Source organism: Sphingobacterium sp. BIGb0165 (assembly GCF_024810095.1).
In the GTDB taxonomy this organism is placed as follows: domain Bacteria; phylum Bacteroidota; class Bacteroidia; order Sphingobacteriales; family Sphingobacteriaceae; genus Sphingobacterium; species Sphingobacterium detergens.
This window is the reverse complement of the sequence record NZ_JANUEB010000011.1, coordinates 70,368-95,979: the sequence shown is the minus strand read 5'-3', so window position 1 is coordinate 95,979 and position 25,612 is coordinate 70,368. Positions and strand designations below refer to the sequence as shown.

Here is a 25,612-nt window from a genome sequence, read left to right as displayed (position 1 = left end):
TGTATTACTATAATGTATTATTTGCTATTTTTTTTGTTTGATCATCTGAGAAGTTCCAATTTCCTCGCTTTTCACAAATGATCTGTCCTCCGTATTTTACATTCACCACGCCATAGGCATTGATACCTACTTTTGGCATGATCTGCGTATAAAATGTTTTTAATAATTCAAACTTTTGTTCCAACGAATCGGCAGATCCAACAATCAATTGTTGTGTTCCGACACGGGGTACAAGTTCTATGTCATGATCTGCATTCACATAGATCTGTACAACCTGGTTACTCCACAATTCATCTTTTCCAATAAACTCCGCCACCTTCACTAGATCTTTCACCAATGGAGTTGATATTGTATCCAATGCCTCGTTGTATCCTTCGGCGATATTGCCAGTTGCCACCATGATGTGCGGAATATACTTTAATGTAGTTGGTATCTTTAAACCTTTGGGATCAACATAGAACTCACGTCCATTTTTATTGATAATCCGCATGACCGCTTCGCGCTGATCGATATTAATCCGTATTGTTCCGTCCATATCGGCATGAATACTCGCATTCGATACATAGGGCAACTTTTTCAACGTCTTTTCTACCCGCTGAAAAGGAATACCATTGACCTTCTTTCCTACAAAACTTCCATAGTTTTGCTCAATCAGTTTTGAAATATCTGCTTGATCAATAAAAGCCTCTGTTCCTTCAATGACTATTTTCACATCCTTACAAAGCTGTTGTTCATCACGCTTCCCCACAATGGCCATGATTACAACCACCACTATAACCCCAATAAAAAATAGGGTAAAGTAGAGTACACGATTCCATTGTATGTCACGTAATTTTTTAAGCATGTTCAAAAATCGCTTGTAATGGTTTTACCAATTTATCTATATCTCCCGCACCTACTGTCACGATCAAATCCGGTCTTTCATTTCGTGCAAAATCTAATACCTCTTCGGCCGTAACAATCTGTTTATGCTGCGCTGTAATTTTATCCAACAACCATCTTGAGTTAACACCCTCTATCGGAAGTTCCCGTGCTGGATATATTTCCATTAAGAGTAGGTTATCCGCTGTAGATAACACTTCAGCAAAACCATCCACAAAATCTCTGGTACGCGTAAACAAATGTGGCTGAAATACAACATTTAGTTTCTTTGTGGGATATAATTTCCGCATGGATGTCAAAAATGCCCGTAACTCTTCAGGATGGTGCGCATAATCGTCGATATAGACCACCTCCGGTGTACGAACGATATACTCGAAACGCCTTTTAACTCCTTTGAATGTTGTCAAAGCGGTCTTAATTGCCTCTGTCGAAATTCCCAGCAGACGTGCTACTGTAATTGCTGCAACAGCATTTTCAACATTGTGAATCCCAGGAATACCCAAATGAATATCTTCAATTTTCCCATTGGCATCCTGGTAATCGAAAAAGAACTCCCCTTCTCTTACATGAACATTGGACGCATACGCATCTGCCACTTCCTGGCCAGAATAACTAATCTGACCTTTAAATTCCAGTCCTTTCCTTATTATACGTGTGCCACCATCAACGACCTTGTCCAAAAACAATTGGAAAGATTCAAGCAAATGACTCTTATCCCCGTAGATATCCAAATGATCTGCATCCGAAGAAGTTAAGATCGCGATATTCGGATGAAGTGTTAAAAATGAACGGTCAAATTCGTCAGCTTCAACCACTACGGTGTTATTGTTTCCGTAAAGAACATTCGTATCGTAATTAGAGCTTATACCGCCTAAAAAAGCGGAGCAATCGTAGCCCGAATCTTTCAACAGGTGTGCGACCATCGTTGAAGTAGTCGTTTTGCCATGTGTTCCAGCTACCGCAATTGTAAACCTACTTTCACTAATGATACCGAGTACTTGTGATCTTTTATACAATACATGACCCTGAGACTCAAAAAAAGCTTTAATCCTAGAATCTTTAGGAATCGCAGGTGTAAATATCACCAATGTAGCAGCAGCAGGCTGATGGAAAATAGAATCAATAGAATTCACATCATCCTGATATGTGATCGAAATACCTTCTTTGACCAATGTCTTGGTCAATTCAGTTTCCGTACGGTCATATCCATTCACCTCACAGCCCAAATGCTTAAAATAGCGTGCAAGGCCACTCATGCCGATTCCGCCAATTCCGATCAAGTAAACTTGTTTTATTGCATCTAGATTCATACGCTTTATCTATTTCTTATTTGCCAATTTATACACTTGCTCTGCAATCTGAATATCAGCATCCAGCTTACCAAGTATTTTTATATTTTCACTCAACTGTGCCACTTGATCCGGATTTCCGAATAAATCCAAAGCTGTTGGAATCAAAGTTTTTACGGCATCTATATCTTTCACCAACAGCGCAGCATGCTTATTGACCAATGCCATTGCATTTTTAGTCTGATGATCTTCCGCAACATTTGGCGAAGGAACTAGAATAACAGGTTTCCCCACAACACACAGTTCCGAGATTGTACCTGCTCCAGCTCGACTAATAATCAAATCAGCAGCGGCATAGGCATAATCCATTTTTTGAAGAAATGCCATCATCTTCACATTCGCTGGCAGTTTCCCTTCCAAGTCCGTCCGAAGTGTGTCGATATAAAAGCTACCACATTGCCAAATCACCTGGACATCCTCTTTGGACAGCGAATCCAAATAGGCGACAACACTTTCATTCAATGTTCTGGCCCCTAAACTCCCGCCTAATACCAAGATTGTTTTTTTGTGTTGTTCCAATCCAAAAAACTCCAAAGCCTCAGCCTTTTTTCCCTCGATCAAAACAGACTCCCTTCGTATCGGATTTCCAGTCAACAACACTTTATCAGCAGGGAAGAATTGTTCCATCCCCTCATAGGCTACACAAATCTTTGCCGCTTTTGCGCCAACCTTTTTATTTGTTACGCCAGCGTAAGAATTCTGCTCCTGAACTACGGTGGGAACACCCAATTTATTCGCCATCATCAATAAAGGTCCCGAAGCAAAACCACCAACACCTACTGCGACATCGGGTTTAAAGTCCCGAATTACCTTTTTTGCCTTACGGAGGCTCTTCATTAATTTAAATGGTAATAGGATATTCTTCCAAAGCTGCTTTCTATTGATTCCCTGAATATCAAGTCCAACAATAGTATAGCCTGCAGCGGGGACCTTATCCATTTCCATCCGACCATTGGCACCTACAAATAAAATTTCATTTGCAGGATCCATCGTCTTCAATGCATTTGCAATTGAAATCGCCGGAAAAATATGTCCTCCGGTACCACCCCCACTTATTATTACTCGAATTGCCATGCTCAATATATTGTTTAGGCTGGAATTGAACCGATCACCACTTTTTTAGGCCTCGGCTTTTCGTCCAGCTGCTCTTTACCTTTTAATTCCTCAATATTTCTGCTCACGCTCAGGATAATTCCTAAGGCTACACTTGTAAATAAAATGGATGTACCTCCCATACTCACTAAGGGCAATGGTACCCCAGTTACTGGCCCCAGCCCTACTGCCACCGCCATATTCGCCAGAGCTTGTATGGTTAAACTGAAACCTAAACCCGCCGCCAAGAACGTCCCAAACGCCTTGGGACTCATCGTGACAATACGTATACATCGATACATAAAAGCCAAGTATAGAAATAGCAGGATCACCCCTCCAACTGTACCATACTCCTCTATAATAATTGCATAAATAAAATCGGAATATGGATGCGGCAATACATTTCGCTGAACGCTATTTCCCGGGCCTTTACCAAAGAGCCCTCCTGTAGCAATTGCGATCTTTGCGTTATTTGCTTGATAGTTCTTATCATCCTGGAACGAAACTGGTGTTGCATCATCTTTCTTTTCTACTCCAAAGAAAGACTTAACACGACTATAATACGTCGCACGCCTAGGGCCAACAGACACCACTATAATCCCCAATAAAACAACCCCCGCCGAAACAATAGCGATCTGTTTAAACGATATCCGACCAATCAAAAGCAATAAAACACTCACACCAAACAACATAACCGCAGTAGACATATTCGCCCAAGCGATCAGAACGAAAACACCACACACCGACCCCATTATGGGTAAAAATGCCTTTTTAACGTCCTTGATTTCCTCCTGTTTTCGAGATAACATCCGCGCAAGAAAAACAATCAACGACAATTTTGCCAAATCTGATGTCTGGAATGTCATGCCTGTACCAGGAATAGTTAACCAGCGGCTCGCCTGATTTACACTACTTCCAAATAATAAAGTAAATAGTAATAAAGGTATCGTGATCCCCATTAAGATTTTAGAAATACCTGCATAATACCGATAATCCAGCTTATGTGAGAGATACATCAAAATAAATCCGATGGCGATGATAGAAAAATGCTTCAACAGATACATCTCTGTCCCCTTTCCTTCTTTATAGGCTAAGGTTCCGACCGAACTGTATACAGCCAAAAGTGACCATCCCGATAAGATAATCACAATGATCCATATCCATCGATCACCTTTTAATTTAGACATTATGTTCTGTAGCATATCCTTCTTCCTTTATGGTTGTACCATTTATTTATAATTCCATTACAGCTGCTTTAAATTTATCGCCACGATCTTCATAGTTTTTAAACCAATCAAAGCTCGCACAAGCTGGGGACAATAATACAGTATCGCCCTTTTTAGCTAAATGTGAAGACAAGATAACTGCATCCTGCATCGATGTGCTGTTAACGATAATTTCAACATCCTGCTCAAAGGCCTTATGAATTGCTGCTGTGTCCTTTCCCAAACACACGATAGCGTGCACTTTGTCTTTCACCAAATCAGCAAGCATTGTATAGTCATTTCCTTTATCTACACCACCCAATAACAACACAATCGGTGTCGAAAAACTCTCTAAAGCATACCATACCGAATTAACATTCGTTGCCTTTGAATCATTAACGTAGTTTATACCGCCGATACAAGCAACATGTTCAAGACGATGTGGAATATTCACATACGATCCCATGCTCTCTTTCATCGCTTGATTTCTCAACTCCTGCACTTTTGCAATCAATCCAGAAGCCATACTATTATAAATATTATGCTTCCCCTGCAATGACAATTCCTCAGTTCTCATAGTGAATGTATCGTTATTTGGTGTATTAATAATCATTGTTTTATTGGCAGTTAAATAGGCTCCCAATTCAACAAGCTGTTCTTGTGTAAAAGGTAAATAAGTCCCTTTACTATGGTGTCTCTCCAATCCTTTGATCGTCTCAGGATCGTCTAGACAGTATATAAAATAATCTTTTTCCGTCTGATTTTGGATCATTCTGAATTTGGAATCCACATAATTCTCCATTTTATGGTCGTAACGATCCAAATGATCTGGCGTGATATTTAGAATTACAGCGATATCAGCTCTAAAATGGTACATATCATCCAGCATAAAGCTTGAAATTTCCAATACGTAACAGTCAAAATTCTCACGCGCTACCTGAAGTGCAAAGCTTTTTCCAATATTACCCGCCAAACCAACATTAAGGCCACCATGTTTTAGCATTTCATATGTCAACATGGTTGTCGTAGATTTGCCATTTGATCCTGTGATGCAGATTAATTTAGCAGCAGTATATTGGGCAGCAAATTCTATTTCGGCAATAACCGGAATATTTTTTTCCTTTAGGGCGACCACCAAGGGTACTGTCTCTGGAATTCCTGGGCTCTTGACAACAAGAGCAGCATTCAATATCCGAGATTCATCATGATTCCCTTCCTCGAAAGCAATGCCTTCCACTTTCAATTGCTCCTTATAATGATCTGCTATGAGCCCTTTATCCGATACAAAAACATCATAGCCCTTTTCCTTCCCCAGGATTGCTGTACCCACACCGCTTTCACCTGCGCCTAAAATGACCAAGCTTCCCGATTGAGGGTAATATGCTGTTGATATATTTGACATCGTTATCTAATTTTTAATGTTACAATTGTCAGAATGGCTAAAATTATTCCCACAATGACAAAACGCGTTACAATTTTCGCTTCATGATACCCCTTCTTTTGGAAGTGGTGATGCAAAGGGGACATTAAAAATATCCTTCTTCCTTCACCGTATTTCTTTTTGGTGTATTTGAAATAGGAAACCTGTAGGATCACGGAGAGATTTTCCAACAAAAACACACCACATAAAATCGGAATCAACAATTCTTTACGGATCAAAATGGCAAATGCCGCAATGATACCACCAATTGCCAAGCTACCGGTATCACCCATAAAAACCTGTGCTGGATAGGTATTATACCATAGAAAACCGACACAAGCTCCCACAAATGCACCTGCAAAAATCACAAGCTCACCAGAGTTGGGGATATACATAATATTGAGATAGTCTGAAAAAATTACGTTACCAGACACATAAGCCAAAATTGCCAAGGTAACCCCAATTATTGCGGACGTACTCGTGGCCAGACCATCGATACCATCGGTAATATTAGCACCATTGGATACTGCAGTAACAATAAAAATGACGACAATTAAAAAGACTACAAAAGTCAGATAGTCACTTTGCAAGCCAAACATCTTGAAAACCTTGGCGTAGTCAAACTCATTATTCTTATAAAACGGGATATTTGTTTTAGAAGATTTTACATTTTCAGCATATGTTTTTTCTCCTGTCCCCTCGTTAATAACCACTTCCACCGGTTTAGTTGAAGTTGGCTTATCCACACCTTTACGTACCACAATATCGGGGTGAAAATACATCGTGCAGGCAATAATAGCCCCTAGGCCTACTTGACCAACAACTTTGAATTTCCCAGCTAACCCTTCTTTATTATGTCTAAAAACTTTAATATAATCATCCAGAAAACCTATTGCCCCCATCCAAAGTGTTGTTACAATCATGATGATCACATAGATATTTGTCAACTTGGCAAATAATAACGTCGGAATCAAGATCCCTGCGATGATAATTATTCCTCCCATTGTGGGCGTACCAGCTTTCTTTTTTTCACCTTCTAGCCCTAAATCACGAATTGTCTCCCCAACTTGTTTATTATGCAAGAACTGGATCAATTTTCCCCCAAAAACCGTGGTAATAATTAATGAAGCAATTACTGCCATAGATGTTCTAAAGGAGATGTATTGAAACAAACCTCCTCCTGGTATATGGATATATTCGCTAAGCCACGTAAATAGATGGTACAACATATTCTATTTTTCGTTAAATGTATTCTCTAAAATTTCCTTATCATCAAAATGATGCTTGACACCATTCACATCTTGATATTTTTCATGTCCTTTTCCGGCGACCAGGATAATATCTCCAGGGTTTGCCAACTGATACGCTGTACGTATCGCCTCTTTACGGTCTGCTATGGACAGTGTTTTTGACCTTTGATCAGCCCCTACACCAGCTTCTATATCTTTGATAATCTGATATGGATCCTCTGTACGTGGGTTATCAGATGTAATCAAGAAACGATCACTGTAGCGTAATGCCGCTTCTGCCATTTCAGGCCTTTTGGTTTTGTCACGATCACCACCGCAACCCAAAACAGTAATAATCTTTTGCTCTGGACGTCTTAAAGAACTAATGGTCTTTAACACATTCTCAACAGCATCAGGTGTATGCGCATAGTCCACAATACCAAAAACACCGGAGGTAGATTTCATCGTTTCAAAGCGTCCTTCTGCCCCTTTCAGGGTACTTAAGGCCGTCAATACCTTTACTGTCTCTTGCTCCAATAGGATTGCTGCGGTATACACCGCTAGAAGATTATATGCATTAAAATCGCCGATCAATTTGACCCACACTTCCTGCCCATCAATACTCATCAACATGCCATCAAAATGGCTTTCGATAACTTTAGCTTTAAAATCAGCCCCAGAACGCAAGCCATAGCTTTTTTTATGGGCAACTGTATTTTGCAACATGATCTGACCATTTCGATCATCCGCATTTGTTAAAGCAAACGCATGTACATCCAGATCATCAAAGAACTTCTTCTTTGCTTTGATATAGTTGTCAAAAGTTTTATGAAAATCCAGATGGTCGTGTGTAATATTCGTAAATATTGCACCTGCAAACACTAACCCTGCAATACGCTCCTGCACCACAGCATGCGAACTGACTTCCATAAAAGCGTAATCACAACCATGGTCTACCATATCCCGTAAGAGTTGGTTCAACTGGATCGGATCCGGTGTAGTGTGTGTTGCGGGAATTATCTTTGGACCAATTTGATTCTGCACTGTTGACAGCAAACCAACATGATATCCCAGCTCAGTAAACAATTGGAATAACAATGTCGCTACTGTTGTTTTTCCATTGGTTCCCGTCACTCCAACCAACTTGAGTTGCTCGGATGGATTACCATGGAAATTAGCAGAAGCAACTCCCAAGGCATATGCCGAGTCTGCCACTAAAATGTAAGCCACAGAGTCCAATGTTTCCGCAGGAAGTTCTTCAACAATAACTGCCCTTGCCCCGGAAGTGATTGCTTTATCGACAAATAAATGTCCATCTGTCTGAACACCACGCACAGCGATAAACAAACTTCCCAGCTCCACTTTTCTGGAATCAAAGCACAAAGAGTGCACATCGACCTCTTCGAGGTTTCCCACCACCTGTTGAACAGGGATAGCATGCAATACTTTTTTTAAATCCATCATTACTTAAGTTCTAAATTTATCGCTGTTCCAAATGGAAGTTTTTGACCCGCAGTCAAAGATTGTGCTCCCACTCTTCCCTTTCCAAATACATGTGTTTTAAATCCCGCATTCTCCATCACATACAATGCATCCATCAATCCCATTCCCACTACATTTGGTACAATTCCTTCTTTATATTTCAAATCCACAAATGGCACACCTCTATTCGATGTATCTACCTCGCCTCTGGCTACCATATCCCAATTCACTGTATTAATTCCCAACTTATCGTATACTTTCTTACTCGCTTCTCTTGACCCTTGCAAAGTCAATGGCATTCTTCCGCCAACATTAACTGCTTTAAATGATTTTTTTCCCTGCATCTCCATATCATTAGCATAAACCATATCCGCAAGTTCTTTAAAAACAGGTCCGGCCACCGATCCACCATAATAACCATTTCTAGGATTTCGGATCACCACAATAATCGAATATTTTGGATCTTCAGCAGGAAAATAGCCTGCAAAAGATGACTGGTATCTCCTCGCCCCATAACCTCTTGAACCATCAGCCATCTGGGCTGTTCCCGTCTTACCTCCCGATGTATACAATGGGCTGGCAACACTTCTTCCTGTACCCTCCGTCATGACACCTTCCATCATTCCCCTCACCTCTGCCAATGCATGATCCGAAGCGATCTTTTCATTGATGACCTTCGCCTGAAAGCTTTGAATCGTATTCCCCAAATGCCTTATCTCTTTGACAAATAGTGGTGCAATCAATTTACCGTTATTTGCAACAGCGTTATAAAATGTCAAGGTCTGTAATGGCGTAATCTTCATCTCATAACCATAAGCCATCTGAACCAATGACAATCCACTCCAGGATTTACTTTTCGATGTTTTCACCAATGGAACTCCCTCTCCCGGAATCTGCAGATCTAACGTCTTACCGAATCCAAAAGAATGCAGTTTCGACGTAAACTGATCTGGGTTATCTTTATAAGCCTGATAGACAAATTTTGTAACCCCAACATTCGACGATTCTTCAAAAGCTCTTTTAGCCGAAACTATAGATTTTTTTGGTGCATGCGAATCGCGGATTGTATGCTTGTAAATCGGCCAGTTACCATTTCCGATATTTATGGTTGTACTTGAATCGATTTTCTTATCATCAATCAAAGCTAGATAAGAGGCCAGTTTAAAAGTTGAGCCCGGATCCGCACTTTGCGCAATGGCAAGATTGAACTTCTCCCGATAAACACCATCTTTATCCCGCATGAAATTTGCAACAGCCCGCACTTCACCTGTTTTCACTTCCATCATCACAACACAACCTTCATCAGCATTGCTCACAATCATCTGTTTCTCCAGCGCTCTTTGAGCCATATCCTGCATATTCACATCAATTGTAGATATGATGTCCGAACCATCAACAGGTGCTACCTCAATATCTCTATTGACAGGGATCCAAACACCACCAGCAATACGCTGCATCAATCTCTTTCCACTCTTTCCATCAATATATTCACCGTATGCCCCCTCTAATCCGACATGGATATTTTCCTTTACATTTTTATACCCAATAGTTCTTGCCGCCAGATTAACGAACGGCAAAATCCGTTTATTCTGTCTGTCGGTAATCAAACCGCTAGGAAAACGTTCCTTTTCAACACGAGCTGATTTAAACAAAGGAAATTGCTTCACCTTCTTTAAATCCTGATGTGACACATTTCGCTTGATTAGTAGATAGCGTTGTTTTTTATTCCGCGCCTGTTTTAGTAATGTCAAATATTGCCGAGATGATTTATCCTTAAAAAAATCAGCCAATTTAATCGCGAGAGAATCAACTTTGAGATTGAAATATTCATTTTCTTCTTCGGGAATAGCCATAGCATCAAAACGAAGTTCATATTCAGGAACAGAAGTTGCCAATAAGCTTCCGTCGTTGGAATAGATATTCCCCCGTGCAGCTTCAACCTCACGTTCTTGAATAGAAAGACTATCCGCCAAAGCCTTCCAATGTTGCCCATCCACATATTGCAACTTCAGCATTTTCCCAAATACCATAAATGCAAGAAGCACAATAAGTCCAAAGGCAAAATAGACGCGAATAAGAATCGTGTTTCTGATACTCATAACTCTCTCTATTTATCTTCTTTTTTCTCTACAACTTCAATCTTGATCGGCGGCTCCACCCGCTCTTTCAAACCCAATGAGTCCACACGCTTTGCGATCTCCGTTTGCGTGGACATTTTCATCAGCTCTGCAGATAGCGACTTATGATCCCAGCCTAATTCTTTGACTTCCTTACTTACTTTATCGATACCTCGAATAGTTCGTTCAGCGAAGTGACGGTTAGAGATATACAACAACATCAAAAAGGCGATGAAAGCCCCAAAAGGGAGATACTCCAATATTTTGTTTAAGGAAAGGTCTCCAACGGTAAAAAGCGTTTTAATAAACGCTTCTGTTTCTTCCGCCTTTTCCTCGACAGTTTCTTGTAGTTCTTCCTGAACTTCTTCACTCAATTCTTTCTGTCTTATTGTATTCCTGCTCATCTTTTCGCTCCATTTTTAAGACAAATCCAACCTTTCAGCAATACGCAGTTTCGCACTGCGCGATCTATTATTTACAGCCAGTTCCTGCGGCGATGCTGTAATCGCCTTACGGCTCAACACATGGAACGGCTTGATTTCATTTCCAAAAAAATCTTTCTCAACATCTCCTTTAAATTTCCCTTTGGCCATAAAATTCTTGACCAAACGATCTTCTAAGGAATGATAAGACATCACCACCAATCTCCCCTCACTTTTCAGTACATCGACAGTTTGCAACAAAAACTCTTGCAAAGCCTCCAATTCACGGTTAACCTCAATACGTAAGGCCTGAAAAACCTGCGCATGATATTTATGTTCTTTTCCCTTTGGAACCATCCGCTGAATAACTTCTTTTAATTCGGCAACCGTATGTATCGGCTGTGCCAAACGAGCTGTTACAATTGTTTTCGCCAATGACTTTGCATTCATAATCTCACCATACATACCAAAAATCCGATGAAGATCTTCTTCAGCATAAGTCGCCAACACGGCCTTCGCATCCAAATCTCCCACCTGATCCATACGCATATCCAAATCCGCATCAAATCGGATTGAAAAACCACGATCCGCCGCATCAAACTGATGCGATGAGACACCCAAATCAGCTAAAATGCCATCCACTGTACGCACACCATGTAGACGAAGACTATTTTTTAAAAACCTGAAATTTTGATGAATCAATGTAAAACGAGGATCATCAATCACATTTCCCAAAGCATCTGGATCCTGATCAAAAGCAAACAACTTTCCCTCCGGCCCCAGTCTTTTCAGTATTTCACGAGAATGACCACCTCCACCAAAGGTTACATCCACATAAATACCATTCGGCTTGATCGCCAAAGCATCCATGCATTCTTGCAACATTACCGGAACATGATACACATTCTCCATATTACTATATTCCAAAATTAATATCCCCCATTACCTCTGCCGCTAAAGACGATATATCTTCCACACCTCCGTCACCCATCAAATCATCATACCCCTCTTTAGACCAAACTTCTATCTTGTTAAACTGACAAGCCAAAACCAACTCTGTTGTTATTCCTGCAAATTCAAGCAAGCTTTTTGGCAACAAAACACGACCAGCCGCATCCAAAGTCAGCTCTGTAGCTCCACGTGTAAAAGCACGCACAAAAGCCCGTACTTTCGGATCAAATTGATTCAACTTAGCCAGTTTAGCTGTCATCAGATCCCACTCCTCGCGTGGATAAAAAACCAAATGCTTCTCAAAACCGCGATTCACAACAAGCCCATCGCGCTCAACATGAGGCATCTGCCTCTTGAGCACCGCTGGCAACACCATCCTTCCTTTGGCGTCTAGCTTGCATTCGAATTCTCCGATCAACTGAGTCATATCGTCAATTATCCTATTCTAATTTAAATGTAAAAGTATACACTTTCTCCCACTTTCCCCCACTTTACAACATAAAAAAGTTTTCCACATCGAAAAATAGCTACAAGAAAAAATAACATCCATTTTTACTACAACGCATAAAACCTTATTTACAAACAGTTAAACACGTATTTCAATCAAATATATCTTCAAAACACGGACAGATATTTCTCGCTTTTTTTTCAAAAAAAAGGATATGAATTGTAAAAATTTCCTCTTTAGAAATTTAATTTTGCTTCCTTTTTCTGGAAAAATGGGAGAAAGTGGAGGGCTGAAAAACAGATAAACTCCAGCGTGGTTGAAAGTGGGAGAACAGCATTCAAATAAGAACAGTAGAATTCGTTATTGTCGAGTAAAACCAATAATTTTGCATAAATTTTATTTTTATTAAGATATGCACAGAACACACACTTGTGGAGAATTAACATTAGCTGACTTAGGGAAAACGGTTACCCTAAGTGGATGGGTTCAAAAATCCCGCGATTTAGGCGGTATGACTTTCATCGATGTTAGAGACCGATATGGTATCACACAATTAACGTTCAATGCAGATGATGACGCGTCTTTACGTGCTAGTGCCCGTGAACTGGGAAGAGAATATGTCATAAAGGTAACCGGAGAGGTTATTGAACGTTCCAATAAGAATGCTAAAATCTCCACTGGAGATATCGAAATCAAGGTTTCAAATCTTGAGATATTAAATGCAGCTAAATTACCGCCTTTTACAATAGAGGATGAAACAGATGGTGGCGATGATATCAGAATGAAATTCAGATATCTGGATTTACGTCGTAATCCGGTACGTGAGAACCTTATTTTACGACATAAAACTTCTCAGGAAGTACGTCGTTACCTTGACTCTCAAAATTTCTTAGAAGTAGAGACACCATATCTCATCAAATCTACTCCAGAGGGAGCGCGAGATTTTGTGGTTCCATCCCGCATGAATCCAGGTGAATTTTATGCATTACCTCAGTCACCACAGACATTCAAACAACTATTAATGGTATCAGGTTTTGATCGTTATTTTCAAATTGTCAAATGTTTCCGCGATGAGGACTTACGTGCCGACCGCCAGCCAGAGTTCACACAAATAGACTGTGAGATGTCCTTTGTAGAACAAGAAGATGTGCTGAATATTTTTGAAGGATTGGCAAAACACATCTTCAAAACGATCAAAGGCATAGACCTTGGTGCTGTACCACGTATGACTTATGCTGATGCCATGCATCTATATGGATCCGACAAACCGGATATTCGTTTCGGAATGCAGTTTGTTGAATTAAATGATGTAGCCAAAGAAAAGGGCTTCCCTGTATTTGATGCTGCGGAGCTGGTTGTCGGCATCAATGCCGAGAATTGCGCGGATTATACCAGAAAACAACTGGATGCCTTAACCGATTTTATTAAACGTCCTCAAATCGGCGCTACAGGTTTAGTCTATGCCCGTGTGAATGAAGATGGCTCAGTTAAATCTTCTGTTGATAAATTTTTTACGCCAGAACAATTAACGGCTATCGCCGCTAAGTTCCACGCGAAACCAGGTGACCTCTTACTAATTATGGCGGGTGGCAAAGATAAAGTTCGTAAACAATTAAACGAATTGCGTCTAGAAGTTGCCTCACAGCTCGGTCTTCGCGACAAAAACACCTTTGCGCCGTTATGGGTTATCGATTTCCCTTTATTGGAATGGGATGAGGACAACGCACGCTATCATGCCATGCACCATCCTTTCACCTCTCCAAAACCGGAAGATATTCCGTTACTGGATACAAACCCTGGCGAAGTAAGAGCAAATGCTTATGACTTTGTATTAAACGGTGTCGAAGTGGGCGGTGGATCTATCCGTATTCATGACAGAGACCTGCAGTCACTGATGTTTAAACACCTTGGATTTAGTCCCGAAGAAGCACAGAAACAATTTGGTTTCTTGATGGAAGCGTTCACCTATGGAGCTCCTCCACATGGTGGTTTAGCGTTTGGCTTTGACAGACTTGTATCGCTATTAGCTGGTATAGATTCCATACGTGATGTGATTGCATTTCCAAAAAACAATTCGGGAAGAGATATCATGATTGATGCTCCATCAACTATTCACCAGGAACAATTGGATGAATTAAGCTTAAATATTAATATAAAAGAATAAATTTCAAGCTCGATTTTCGAGAAACAATTTATTAACACTATATTTAAAAGTTGGTAGGAAACGACCAACTTTTTTTGTGAAAAATCAGCAGATTAGATGTCAGAGAGTACGGCAAATACGTTTTTAAAAGAAAGTGCACAGAAAGCATTTGACACCAAACATCGCGATATTATAAATTACAATATCGACAAATACAGTATTGCTTTCGAAAAGGGGAAAAGCAAATTTGCAAATCTCGAAAACTCCAAAATAAAAGCAAATTTGATCAAATGGAAAGTAATGGAAAATCTCGATCGATATCTATTACAATTTGAGGCAAATTTTACTGCACGTGGTGGAAAAGTAATCTGGGCTAATGATGCCGATGAGGCGCGGGAGGAGATTTATAAAATCATCGAACGAAAAAGAACACGATCGATTGTAAAATCTAAATCTATGGCTACCGAAGAAATTGAATTAAATCATTTTCTGGAATCCAAAAACATAGAAGCCATCGAGACTGATCTTGGAGAATATATTATTCAACTGCTAGACCAGAAACCCTACCACTTTGTCACACCTGCTATGCATTTAAGCTTGGAAGATATTGCTAAGCTTTTTCATGAAAAATTTGACACTCCTTTGGATGCATCTGCAGAACAGTTAACACTAAAAGCGCGCGAGTTATTAAGAGATAAATATTTAGCAGCAGAAGTCGGTATTACCGGAGCTAATTTCTTAGTTGCTGAAACAGGGAGTATAGCGATTACAGAAAATGAAGGGAATGCACGTCTAACTTCTACTTTTCCAAAAACACATATTGCTGTGGTGGGCATTGAGAAGATCATTCCCACACTACAAGATCTGGAAGTATTTTGGCCACTTTTATCCACACATGGTACAGGTCAAAACTTAACAGTTTACAACACGTTACTCACAGGACCAAAACAGCCTTACGAGTCTGATGGACCGGAAGAGATGTATGTTATCCTGCTTGACAATGGACGTAGTAATCTCCTTGCACAAAAAGAACAACGTCAGGGCCTATATTGTATTCGCTGTGGAGCTTGCTTAAATGTATGTCCTATTTATCAAAATATAGGCGGACATACGTATGAAACAACCTATCAAGGACCAATCGGATCTCTCATTTCTCCCCATTTAAATGGGATGAAGGAGTTTAAGCACTTAAGCTATGCATCTACCCTTTGCGGTAAATGTACAGAAGTTTGCCCTGTAGGCATCGATATTCAACGTATGCTTCTTGTCAACAGAAAAGACTCCGTAGAGCAGGGTTTATCAACTAAAACAGAACAAAAAGTCTGGAGCTGGTTTACATATGGTATTCAACGTCGAAAATTGATTGATTTCTTCGGTGGGAAATTCAAGAACTTTTTTCTCCGAAAGTTTTTTAAAAATACCTGGGGCGATCAACGGGAATTGCCCAAGCTAGCGGAAAAATCCTTTTCCAAACAATGGAAAGAGCAGCAAAAAAACAAAGAATAACACAAAAGTGGCATTAGCTTATCAAACTAATGCCACTTTTTTTATTAGCTTCGCTCCAAACCTACTGTTAATGACTTCAAAAAATATAAAAACGTATCTTCCTTGGATAGACTTTCTCCGTATTTTGGCTTGCTTTATGGTCTTAATATCGCACAGCTGCGACGCCTTTGTTGGTACATTCGACAATAGTAGCACATTTCATCAAGGTGTATTTTGGGGTAGCATTGTTCGTGCATGTGTACCACTATTTGCAATGATGTCAGGTATACTACTATTTCCTGTACAAACCGATGTGGCTACTTTCTATAAAAAGAGAATAGGTCGAATACTTGTTCCTTTATTATTTTGGTCAATCGTCTTACCGTTCACTTTTTTTATCTATCTGAACTTTATTAAGAGCAGCTCGAGTGCTTTGATAGATATGAATAATTTTACGGTACAAGCAACCTTAACAAAAATCTATACTGCAGTCTTCAACTTCAATTATGATACAACACCTTTATGGTATATGTATATGTTAGTCGGTTTATATCTCATCATTCCAATTATCGGAAGCTGGTTAAATCAAGCCAGTAAAAAAGATATTCAATATTTTCTCAGCTTTTGGGGAATTACACTGCTAGCACCTTACATCAAAATGATTGCCCCAACTTTGGGTTATACGGGCAATTATGGACAAATGGGACTATGGGGAGTCTGCAATTGGAATGAATTTGGCACATTCTATTATTTCTCAGGTTTCCTAGGTTATATCATATTAGCGTACTATCTGGTAAAATATCCTTTTCAATGGTCCCTGGCTAAGACTATTTCAATTGCTATTCCACTTTTTGTAATAGGCTTTATCATTACCTTTTCAGGCTTCCTGCTAACCCAAAAACATTATCCAGGAAATTACGCAAATTTGGAGATTGTTTGGTATTTCTGTAATATCAATGTCGCAATGATGACTGTCGCTATATTTCTCATCGTGCAAAAACTAAATATTCGCGAATCCAAGTGGATAAAAAATATAGCAGGAGCCACATTTGGCATCTATTTATGTCATTTTGTTATTGTACAGGCGATGACAGATACATTTCTGAATATTGATTATCTTCCCGCTTCCCTAAAAATTCTGTCAATTGCCCTTCTAAGTTTTGGTTTGAGCTATTTGGTTACGAAGCTTTTTGATACAAACTCAATTACACGAAGATTTATTCGCTAAAACAACGGATCAAAAACAACATATCGGATATTTGCACACTATAAAAAATAAAAAGGGGATCAATGATCCCCTTTTCAACTAACACTCACCAATTATTAATATGAAAACTACTCTTTTTTTAACCTTAAGTTGTTTTTGACTCAGCATCAACTACTTTTTCACCCTCGCCTTTCTTAAAATCACCTTTTCGCATTTGTCGATCCTTTTTCCAATGCTCTCTATGTGTTCTATGGTTCTCAGCATAAGAATCTTTTAATGTCTTTTGTTGTTCTGGAGTCAATAATCCCATCATTTTTTCATGATCCGCAACACGTTGTTTTCTCATTTTTTCACGATACAATTTACGCTCAGCTGCAATTTTTTTATGATCCTGCGCTTGCTTCAAATGAAATGCATACACCTCTTTACGCTGTTGATCTGTAAACTTCAACTTTTGGTCCATGCGATCTGTTTTGATCTTAGCCAATTCTTCAGGATTTTTATTTTTTAAGCCATCGTGCTTTCTATCCTTCGAATGCTCGTGCAATGGAGCCGTCATTTCTTTGGTATCTGATTTAAGATCCTTTTTCTCCTGTGCGAAACCTGTCAACATTAATCCGGATAACGCCAAACTTAACATCAATTTTTTCATCTCTCTATTTTTTAAATCAACAATCTTTCAATTTTAATAGATTGACTTTCCAACCTATTTATCTATAAGAGTATTACTGACCATCAAAAGTTTAAAACCTCATCTGTTAAATAAAGTTAAGATTGGTTTTATTGAGATACTGCGCTTAAACGGATAGGCAAAGTATAAGCCACCCGCACAGCACGTCCATTCTGAACGCCTGGTTTCCACTTTCGCGCCTTTTTTAATAAATTAATTGCGGCTTCACCAGTTCCAAAATTCATATCCCGTTTTACCGCAATATCTGTCAAAGATCCATCTCGTTCCACAACAAAAGATACCTCGATAACCCCCGATACACCTTGGTCCAAAGCTAACTGTGGGAAACTATAGTTTTCTGAGACCCACTTCATAAAAGCCGGGAGCCCACCTACCGGAATAGGCATGATTTCCACCGTAATAAAAGGTTGGTCAGCATTTCCATCTGTTCCCCCTCCCGACACGGCCCCTGCTTCATGTCCAGTAATTCCACCATCTTTCTTAGAGGGACCAAACTCACCTCTTGCGATATGCGTTCCAGCGGCATTCGCTTTTAATGTAATACGCGCGGTCATTGTATTAGGTTTATTCAGTTCATCCTGCGTAGCAACATCCTCAGTTACTTCTTTTGCCTTCGTAATCTTAGGTTCCGGCAGACGCACCAAATCAAACTTCGAAAGATCCTGTGCGATCTGCTGCGGTGCTTTCTCCTGCATTAAAATAGGTTCTTCTTTCACCTCATCTTTTTTCTCGGTCTCTTTCTGGAGTTCTTCTAAATCATCAGGAAAATCCACAATCGTAGTAGTTGTTACTGGCATGGCTTTCTTAAAATATTTATTATACCCGTAAGAACCCACAATCAAAAGGAAAGCAAAGGAAACAACAATAGCGAGCCCCACATTCGTTGCTTTATTTGACAAATTCCGCAATTCATATGCACCATACATCTTGTTGCGACCTGCAAAGATAACATCCAGCCATTCCTTGCGATAGATATTCAATTTTGAGTTCATCATAACATTAAAGTTTAAATCTTTTCATTATGATGCGCGAAAGCCTTATATTTCATAAAAATTTTACACACTCTTATGAAATCACTTTTTTTAGCTATTCTTCTACTTACATTATACGGTTGTGACAACAGTCAAAATCAATCCAAACCTCCGGTTAAGAGTGAAAATAAAGAGCAATTAATTTCACCTTATTTTGGCTTTTTGAATCAGCAAAAAGATTCATTAATTGCCCTTCCAATGGATCAGGCCATGGAGAGTCCCGAAAAATACAACTATGTCATTATAGAAAATCAAGTTAGCCCATTGGGATTTATACAGAATAAAACGGACAATAAGGAAAGCAATGGAAGGCAGACAGCACAAAACTTTGCCAATAGCGAAGGCTCATTGTTCACGATAAAGAATGAAATTAAATCCGGTGATTTTGGAATGTTGGTCAATCAAGCTTTCTTGAGTCAATATAAAATAGAACCTTTTACAAAAGTTGAGCGCGAGACAACTCCTGAGGTAAAGGAAATACTGGAAAAAAAATATAAAAGGAAAATAAACAAAAGTACGACAGTCGCAGTCCTGAAAGATAAAGCTGAATTCAATCTCACAGTTTTTGAAAACCAACAAGATTCGGCACTGGCGGTATTTTCTTATGTCAAAGAAGATCAATTAATTAATTTGGATTTTCCGGCCACCTATGATGATATTAGTACTTGGCGAGTCGATGATGGTGGTCAGTTTGATAATGAGGCATTCCAGGTTCTCACTGTACTGCGTTCAGAAGCAGGAATTAGTTTTGTTAGCATTTTTTGGGGAGCAGAAGGTTATGAATTGAACTTCTATCAGCCTAAAAAAGATAAATTTACTTCAGCAGCACAAGCCTACGGTTACAGTTCTCCTTTATAAGGAAATTATCGTTTCCCTAGTTAGATTATTAGGGAAACGTTCTTTAATAATATTTTATAAATGCATTCTCGCCATCGGAGCTACATCCTGACCAACAAAGTCCCCTTTTAAATATTTATGATATCCAGCAATGGCGATCATCGCTGCATTATCTGTACAATATTCGAATTTAGGAATAAAGACATTCCAATGGTATTGCTCCCCCATTTCAATCAATCCTTTTCTTAGCCCAGAATTAGCAGAAACACCCCCCGCAATCGCGATATCTTTCACACCCGTTTGCTTTGCGGCTTTCTTCAATTTATTTAATAAGATAGAGACAATACGAGATTGCACACTAGCACAGAGATCTGCGATATTTTCTGTCAAGAAATCAGGGTTCTGTTTTAACTGATCTTGAACGAGGTAGAGTATTGCTGTCTTTAACCCTGAAAAGCTAAAATTAAGTCCAGGAATTTGAGGTTCTGGTAATTTGTAAGTGTTGGAATTACCCTGGCTTGCATATTTATCAATAAGCGGTCCACCGGGGTAAGGCAGGTTAAGGATCTTAGCCGTCTTATCAAAAGCTTCCCCTGCAGCATCGTCCAAAGTTTCGCCCAATAATTCCATTTCGAAGTAATCTTTTACCAGGACAATTTGTGTATGCCCACCTGAAACAGTTAGACATAAAAAAGGAAAACTCGGTTTCGGTTCTTCAATAAAATGGGCCAAAATATGCGCCTGCATATGATTTATATCGATTAACGGAATATTCTGAGCAAGTGCAAATGATTTTGCAAAAGAAGTTCCGACCAAAAGAGCACCTAATAATCCAGGTCCGCGCGTAAAACTCACTGCATCTATTTGATTTTTGCTTATTTTTGCTTGACGAATGGCTTCGTCCACCGTAGGAATAATATTTTGTTGATGAGCACGTGAAGCTAACTCGGGAACAACTCCACCATATTTTGCGTGGATTGCCTGAGTAGCAATAACATTTGAATGAATTTCACCGTTAATACAAATAGAAGCGGAGGTTTCATCACAAGAGGATTCAATCCCTAAAATAATAGCCATAGCTGGAGTTATAAATTAGAATACAAAAGTATCAAAAAAATAATAAAAATAATGTCAATAGTCCTGGGTAGTATATTCATTATACTGCTTGCATTGGCATTATCGCTACAGCTGAAACCTGTACAAAATTTTGTTGCACAAAAGGCCATCAAGTATTTATCCAAGGAGCTGGATACCAAAATCAGTTTAAAAAGTATTTATTTTAAACCCTTTAAATCTGTTGTGATAGAGGGCTTCGAAATTTATACCCCAGAAGGTCAAAAAATCATAAAATCCGAAAAAATAGAGGCAATTGTAAATCTATCCCAACTAATAGAATTGAACAGGGTTGTCATTAATAAGTTGAAGATTGAAAATACGGAAAGTAATTTCGAACAATTTAAGGATAGCAGCAATATCTCATTTTTAATCCGATATTTCAACCCACCAAAGAAAGAGAAAAAGAAAAGTTCAAAAAAAATAATCTTTGACATTAAAGAACTTATTATCAACAACAACTCATTCAACTATGTTAACCACAGGCAAAAACACTATAACAAAGTTGTTGATTTTGGCGATTTAGGCATATCAAAATTAAATGCACACTTTAGTAATATAAAAATTGACTCCAATCGTATCTCAGCAGACATCAAAGGCTTCAATCTTAATGAGAAAAAAGGATTGGTTATTAAGGGACTTCTCGCCCATGCTTCAGTAAGTAACAAAAGCATTGAACTGACAGATCTCATGCTCACAACCAATCGCTCCACAGTCAAAAATTATATAAAATTAAGCTACAATAATTTCTCAGATTTTTCAGACTTTATCCATAAAGTCAATGTCGAGATACGTGCACGCGATTCGCGCATACACTCCGAAGATATTGCCCTCTTTTCATCCCCAATGCACCAGGTCAAGTTTGATGTAAAGATCAAAAAATCGAACCTGAAGGGCACTGTAGCAGCCATCGATGCCTCACAAGTAGATTTGACCATTGGAAAAAATACCAAGTTAGCGGGCGATCTAAAAATTATAGGCCTACCTGATATAGACAAGACAGACTTTATTGTTCCACATGTTTTTATTTCCTCTGAACATAGTGATCTCAAAAATATTATTAGTGAACTCGGCAATTTAAAAAACTTCAAACTTCCTGAGATTGTCACACTTTTCAATAAATTCACATTCAAAGGCAGCTTACTTGGAAAGTACAATAAGTTTAAAACGATTGGTACCTTCGCTACTGACATTGGTAATGTAGAAGCTGATGGAACACTAGACCTTAGAAAAGAGATAAAATATGCCGGCAAATTTCAGTCTAAAAAATTTGATCTTGGTAAGGCTACTAAATTAAAAGACTTAGGCAGTTCCGGGTTCGATCTACAGCTCGATGGAACAGGTACTGATCCCAAGTATTTAAAGCTTAATATAGCAGGTAATCTAACTAATTTCAGTTTTAAACAATATACCTATCAGCAGATTCAGGTTAAAGGCGATATAGACAAACAATTATTTCTCGGTTCGGGAACAATACATGACCCACATCTTAGGTTACAGTTTACGACAGATATAGACTGGTCCGCCCAGCCTAACTATCACTTGGATGCGGATATACAACAGGCCAATTTAAAAAAGCTCAATTTCTTTCAAGGTGACTCAATCAATATTGTAGACACCAAATTACATACGAGCTTAATTGGGGATAACATCAATAATATTACCGGGGAATTTAAATCCGATAGTGTAAGTTTTACTTCCTCCAAAGGAAAGTTTGTGATCAAAAACATCAATTTCCTCGCAGAAGGAGATCAAGAAGCGCGGTCGTTAACACTGCAGTCCGCTATTGGCCATATAGACCTCAAAGGAAGAATTGATCTAAACACGATTGTCCCCTATTTTAAGGCACTAGCGATGCGTTACGCCCCTGCAATTGGATTTGAAAAGAATGACTTTAACCGTCAGGATTTTGACCTCAATATCAATATAAAATCATTTAGACCTATCGCAACGTTCTTTAGAAAAGACATCGCCCTGGATAGTGGAGCAACATTGAATGCAAAATTTGCCAGCGAAAAGCAGACCGCAAATTTTAATTTTTATGCACCTGAATTTAAATACAATGGCATACGTCTAACCCATTTGATTATTGACCAAAATGCCAATCTTAAAAATATGGAACTACAGACTTCCATAGACCAGATCAATTTTACGGATAGCACTTACATCAAGAATGTAAATATTTCAAACACCTTAGTCAATGACAGTCTACAGTTCAACATAAAAATGTCAGAACTGGAAGCCAGCAATAGCTTAGATCTCAATGGCGTTATCCGTTTTGCCCATGCAAAACCAGCTTTCATCAATTTTTACCCATCCAATATACTTATCAACAAAGAACAGTGGCTTGTCAACAATGATGCACAATTAAAAATTTCAAAAGGCAAATGGTATTTTGAGAAACTCACATTGAGTCATGCTGAGCAGAAAGTGCATATTGATGGCATATTATCAAATGACGTTTCAGATCAAATCAATTTAAGATTCCAGGATTTTAATCTCAGTTCGCTCAATGGTATCACAAAACCACACGGTATCAATTTGTCAGGAAATTTAAATGGAAAGATTGAGGTTAATTCTGTTTTTAAGTCTCCATTTATCGTTGCCAACATCAAGACATCCCCCATCCTTTACAACAATATCCCAATAGGAGCATTAGCACTTAGTGCTAATTATGACCCTGAAAACCAATTGGTAAAACTAGATAGTAAAATAGAAGAAGGTGATAAATTAATTCAGTTAAGGGGTTCCTACAACCACCTAAGTGAAAATAACAAACTCAACCTTAGGGCAACGTTGGTTAATACAGATGTATTTGTTTTTCAACCGTTTCTGCGAAGTCTAGTTTCCAACATTAAAGGTAAGATAAATGCAGACCTTGACATAGAAGGTGATATCCTAAACCCCAAAATTAGTGGATCGGGAAAGCTTGACAATGCTTCAATGGTTATCAATTACCTCAAAACCCCCTATCGTCTTTCCGAAGAAATCAATGTGACCAACAATAGAATTTTCCTTACTGGTCTCAAAATATACGATCAAAAAAACAATATAGCGACCATCGACGGCATTGTTGATCTTAACAAGTTAAGTGACCCGGATATAGATGTGACAGCCGAGGCAAAGAATTTCATGGTATTGAATACAACAATAAAAGATAACAATACTTACTATGGTACCGCTTATGCTTCCGGAACCTTCCAGTTTAAGGGATTGACATCAGCAATGAATATCAATATACGTGCTAAATCAGAAGAAAACACGGTCATCAATATACCTTTTAATAGCGCAAGTACAATTTCCGATAGTGATTTCATCTACTTTATAGAAAAAGATTCCACCAAAATCAAGAAAAATCAAAAGAAACGGGATTTTAATGGTTTGACGATGAATATGGATCTACTGATCACACCTAATGCTGAAATCAACCTTTTTTCAAGTATGGGGGAACTATCGGGCAAAGGAAATAGTAACCTGAATATGCGAATATCTTCACTGGGAGATTTTGAAATGTTCGGTGATTTCATCGTAAACAGTGGTAAGTTCAATTTCACCGCACAGGATTATATCAACAAAATATTTGACTTAAAGGAGGGTGGAACTGTACGATGGGCTGGCAATCCGACTGAAGCCAATATCAATATCAACGCGATATACCAACAGAGAACCAGCTTAGCTCCACTGTACAATGCTGCTGGAAGAGAGGAAAACCCTGAGCGTGTACTAGCACAAGCGGACATGATTTTAAAAGGTCAATTGAGTCAACCCGATATTACATTTGACATCAATTTCCCACAGAACCCAGGTGTGAAGGACGAGCTGCAAGGGTATTTCTCTGATGCCAATAATGTCAACCAGCAAGCGCTCAGTTTAATTGTGAGACGTAGCTTCACCCCCGGAACACAAAGCGATTTTGGGAAAGAAGTCAACAATACATTACTATCAGCGGGCACCGAAATTGCTTTCAATCAAATCAATAATATCATCGCACAATCACTCAATATCAATTTCTTTGATATCAATATTAAATCACTGAATGACGCCTCTGCGTCCCTTCGTTTATTTAATGACAGGTTAGTTCTCACAGGCGGTATTTCGGATCGCAGGAGTCAGGCGTTAACAGATTTGAATGTATTCTCAGATCGTGTTTCAACTGATGCAGAAGCTATGTTTTATTTGCGCAAAGATGGTCGCCTTGTACTTAGGGCTTCCAACCGCCTAAACACACGAAACTTTCTTCTTAGTCCAAACGATGGGGAATATATCAGCGCCTTTGGATTATTATATCGGCAAGAGTTTAATACCTTCTCTGAATTTCTGAAAAGGCTATTTCCATTGGGAAAGAAGAATAATTTCTTTATTCCAACCCAAACAGATGTAAAGAAAAGCCAGCCCAACTAACAATAGGCTACTAAAATAATAGTAAAAGCTAGTCCAGCTATCCATCACAATCAAAAAAGCTGAATGAATCAGTGATTACCGAATGGTAAGATTAAGGCAAGGTGCAT

General features: G+C 38.9%; 19 protein-coding genes. 5 read left to right on the top strand and 14 right to left on the bottom strand.

Annotated elements, in window-relative coordinates:
* Window positions 1–7: 7 nt before the first annotated feature.
* The 11 genes from M2408_RS23450 to mraZ are packed head-to-tail and all read right to left on the bottom strand — an operon-like array spanning window position 8 to window position 12,576.
* Window positions 8–844 carry a cell division protein FtsQ/DivIB gene (locus M2408_RS23450; protein WP_259187020.1) on the bottom strand — a complete coding sequence of 279 codons (837 nt, stop codon included), beginning with the start codon at window positions 842–844 and terminating at the stop codon, window positions 8–10.
* A complete protein-coding gene (gene murC / locus M2408_RS23445; RefSeq protein WP_259187019.1) occupies window positions 837–2,192 on the bottom strand; it encodes a UDP-N-acetylmuramate--L-alanine ligase in 1,356 nt (451 codons plus the stop codon). Before murC ends, M2408_RS23450 begins: the two co-directional genes overlap by 8 nt.
* Window positions 2,193–2,201: 9 nt before the next feature.
* Entirely contained in the window at window positions 2,202–3,305 is a 1,104-nt protein-coding gene (gene murG / locus M2408_RS23440; RefSeq protein WP_259187018.1) for an undecaprenyldiphospho-muramoylpentapeptide beta-N-acetylglucosaminyltransferase, read from the bottom strand.
* 14 nt (window positions 3,306–3,319) lie between these two features.
* Entirely contained in the window at window positions 3,320–4,525 is a 1,206-nt protein-coding gene (locus M2408_RS23435; RefSeq protein ID WP_259187017.1) for an FtsW/RodA/SpoVE family cell cycle protein, read from the bottom strand.
* A 31-nt stretch (window positions 4,526–4,556) separates the two neighbouring features.
* Window positions 4,557–5,930 (bottom strand): UDP-N-acetylmuramoyl-L-alanine--D-glutamate ligase, encoded by a 1,374-nt coding sequence (gene murD / locus M2408_RS23430; RefSeq protein ID WP_259187016.1) that lies wholly within the window; start codon window positions 5,928–5,930, stop codon window positions 4,557–4,559.
* 2 nt (window positions 5,931–5,932) lie between these two features.
* Window positions 5,933–7,177, bottom strand: coding sequence for a phospho-N-acetylmuramoyl-pentapeptide-transferase (gene mraY, locus M2408_RS23425; protein ID WP_259187015.1), 1,245 nt, complete (start codon window positions 7,175–7,177; stop codon window positions 5,933–5,935).
* Window positions 7,178–7,180: 3 nt separating this feature from the next.
* Window positions 7,181–8,641 (bottom strand): UDP-N-acetylmuramoyl-L-alanyl-D-glutamate--2,6-diaminopimelate ligase, encoded by a 1,461-nt coding sequence (locus M2408_RS23420; protein ID WP_259187014.1) that lies wholly within the window; start codon window positions 8,639–8,641, stop codon window positions 7,181–7,183.
* Entirely contained in the window at window positions 8,641–10,758 is a 2,118-nt protein-coding gene (locus M2408_RS23415) for a penicillin-binding protein (protein ID WP_120259579.1), read from the bottom strand. Before M2408_RS23415 ends, M2408_RS23420 begins: the two co-directional genes overlap by 1 nt.
* Before the next feature lie 8 nt (window positions 10,759–10,766).
* Complete coding sequence (locus tag M2408_RS23410) at window positions 10,767–11,180, bottom strand: FtsL-like putative cell division protein (RefSeq protein ID WP_120259578.1); 414 nt, start codon at window positions 11,178–11,180, stop codon at window positions 10,767–10,769.
* Between the two features lie 15 nt (window positions 11,181–11,195).
* Complete coding sequence (gene rsmH / locus M2408_RS23405; RefSeq protein ID WP_259187013.1) at window positions 11,196–12,110, bottom strand: 16S rRNA (cytosine(1402)-N(4))-methyltransferase RsmH; 915 nt, start codon at window positions 12,108–12,110, stop codon at window positions 11,196–11,198.
* 4 nt (window positions 12,111–12,114) lie between these two features.
* A complete protein-coding gene (gene mraZ / locus M2408_RS23400) occupies window positions 12,115–12,576 on the bottom strand; it encodes a division/cell wall cluster transcriptional repressor MraZ (protein ID WP_120259576.1) in 462 nt (153 codons plus the stop codon).
* Between the two features lie 433 nt (window positions 12,577–13,009).
* Here mraZ and aspS point away from each other — a divergent pair, with 433 nt between their 5' ends.
* From aspS to M2408_RS23385, 3 genes are all read left to right on the top strand, one after another.
* Window positions 13,010–14,761, top strand: coding sequence for an aspartate--tRNA ligase (gene aspS, locus M2408_RS23395; RefSeq protein WP_259187012.1), 1,752 nt, complete (start codon window positions 13,010–13,012; stop codon window positions 14,759–14,761).
* A gap of 96 nt (window positions 14,762–14,857) precedes the next feature.
* Window positions 14,858–16,246, top strand: a complete 1,389-nt coding sequence (locus M2408_RS23390; RefSeq protein WP_259187011.1) for a LutB/LldF family L-lactate oxidation iron-sulfur protein — start codon at window positions 14,858–14,860, stop codon at window positions 16,244–16,246.
* Window positions 16,247–16,316: 70 nt separating this feature from the next.
* Entirely contained in the window at window positions 16,317–17,453 is a 1,137-nt protein-coding gene (locus tag M2408_RS23385; protein ID WP_259187010.1) for an acyltransferase, read from the top strand.
* 124 nt (window positions 17,454–17,577) lie between these two features.
* Here the strand turns inward: M2408_RS23385 and M2408_RS23380 are convergent, their stop codons facing one another.
* Both M2408_RS23380 and M2408_RS23375 read right to left on the bottom strand, forming a co-directional pair.
* Entirely contained in the window at window positions 17,578–18,084 is a 507-nt protein-coding gene (locus M2408_RS23380) for a hypothetical protein (protein ID WP_259187009.1), read from the bottom strand.
* A gap of 128 nt (window positions 18,085–18,212) precedes the next feature.
* Window positions 18,213–19,118 (bottom strand): energy transducer TonB, encoded by a 906-nt coding sequence (locus M2408_RS23375; RefSeq protein ID WP_259187008.1) that lies wholly within the window; start codon window positions 19,116–19,118, stop codon window positions 18,213–18,215.
* Between the two features lie 72 nt (window positions 19,119–19,190).
* On the opposite strand from M2408_RS23375, the gene M2408_RS23370 reads away from it, so the two are divergent.
* Window positions 19,191–20,012: a hypothetical protein gene (locus M2408_RS23370; protein WP_259187007.1), complete on the top strand. Its 822-nt coding sequence runs from the start codon at window positions 19,191–19,193 to the stop codon at window positions 20,010–20,012.
* Between the two features lie 54 nt (window positions 20,013–20,066).
* Here the strand turns inward: M2408_RS23370 and tsaD are convergent, their stop codons facing one another.
* A complete protein-coding gene (gene tsaD / locus M2408_RS23365) occupies window positions 20,067–21,068 on the bottom strand; it encodes a tRNA (adenosine(37)-N6)-threonylcarbamoyltransferase complex transferase subunit TsaD (protein ID WP_259187006.1) in 1,002 nt (333 codons plus the stop codon).
* A gap of 51 nt (window positions 21,069–21,119) precedes the next feature.
* Here tsaD and M2408_RS23360 point away from each other — a divergent pair, with 51 nt between their 5' ends.
* A complete protein-coding gene (locus M2408_RS23360) occupies window positions 21,120–25,505 on the top strand; it encodes a translocation/assembly module TamB domain-containing protein (RefSeq protein ID WP_259187005.1) in 4,386 nt (1,461 codons plus the stop codon).
* Window positions 25,506–25,612: the final 107 nt, after the last annotated feature.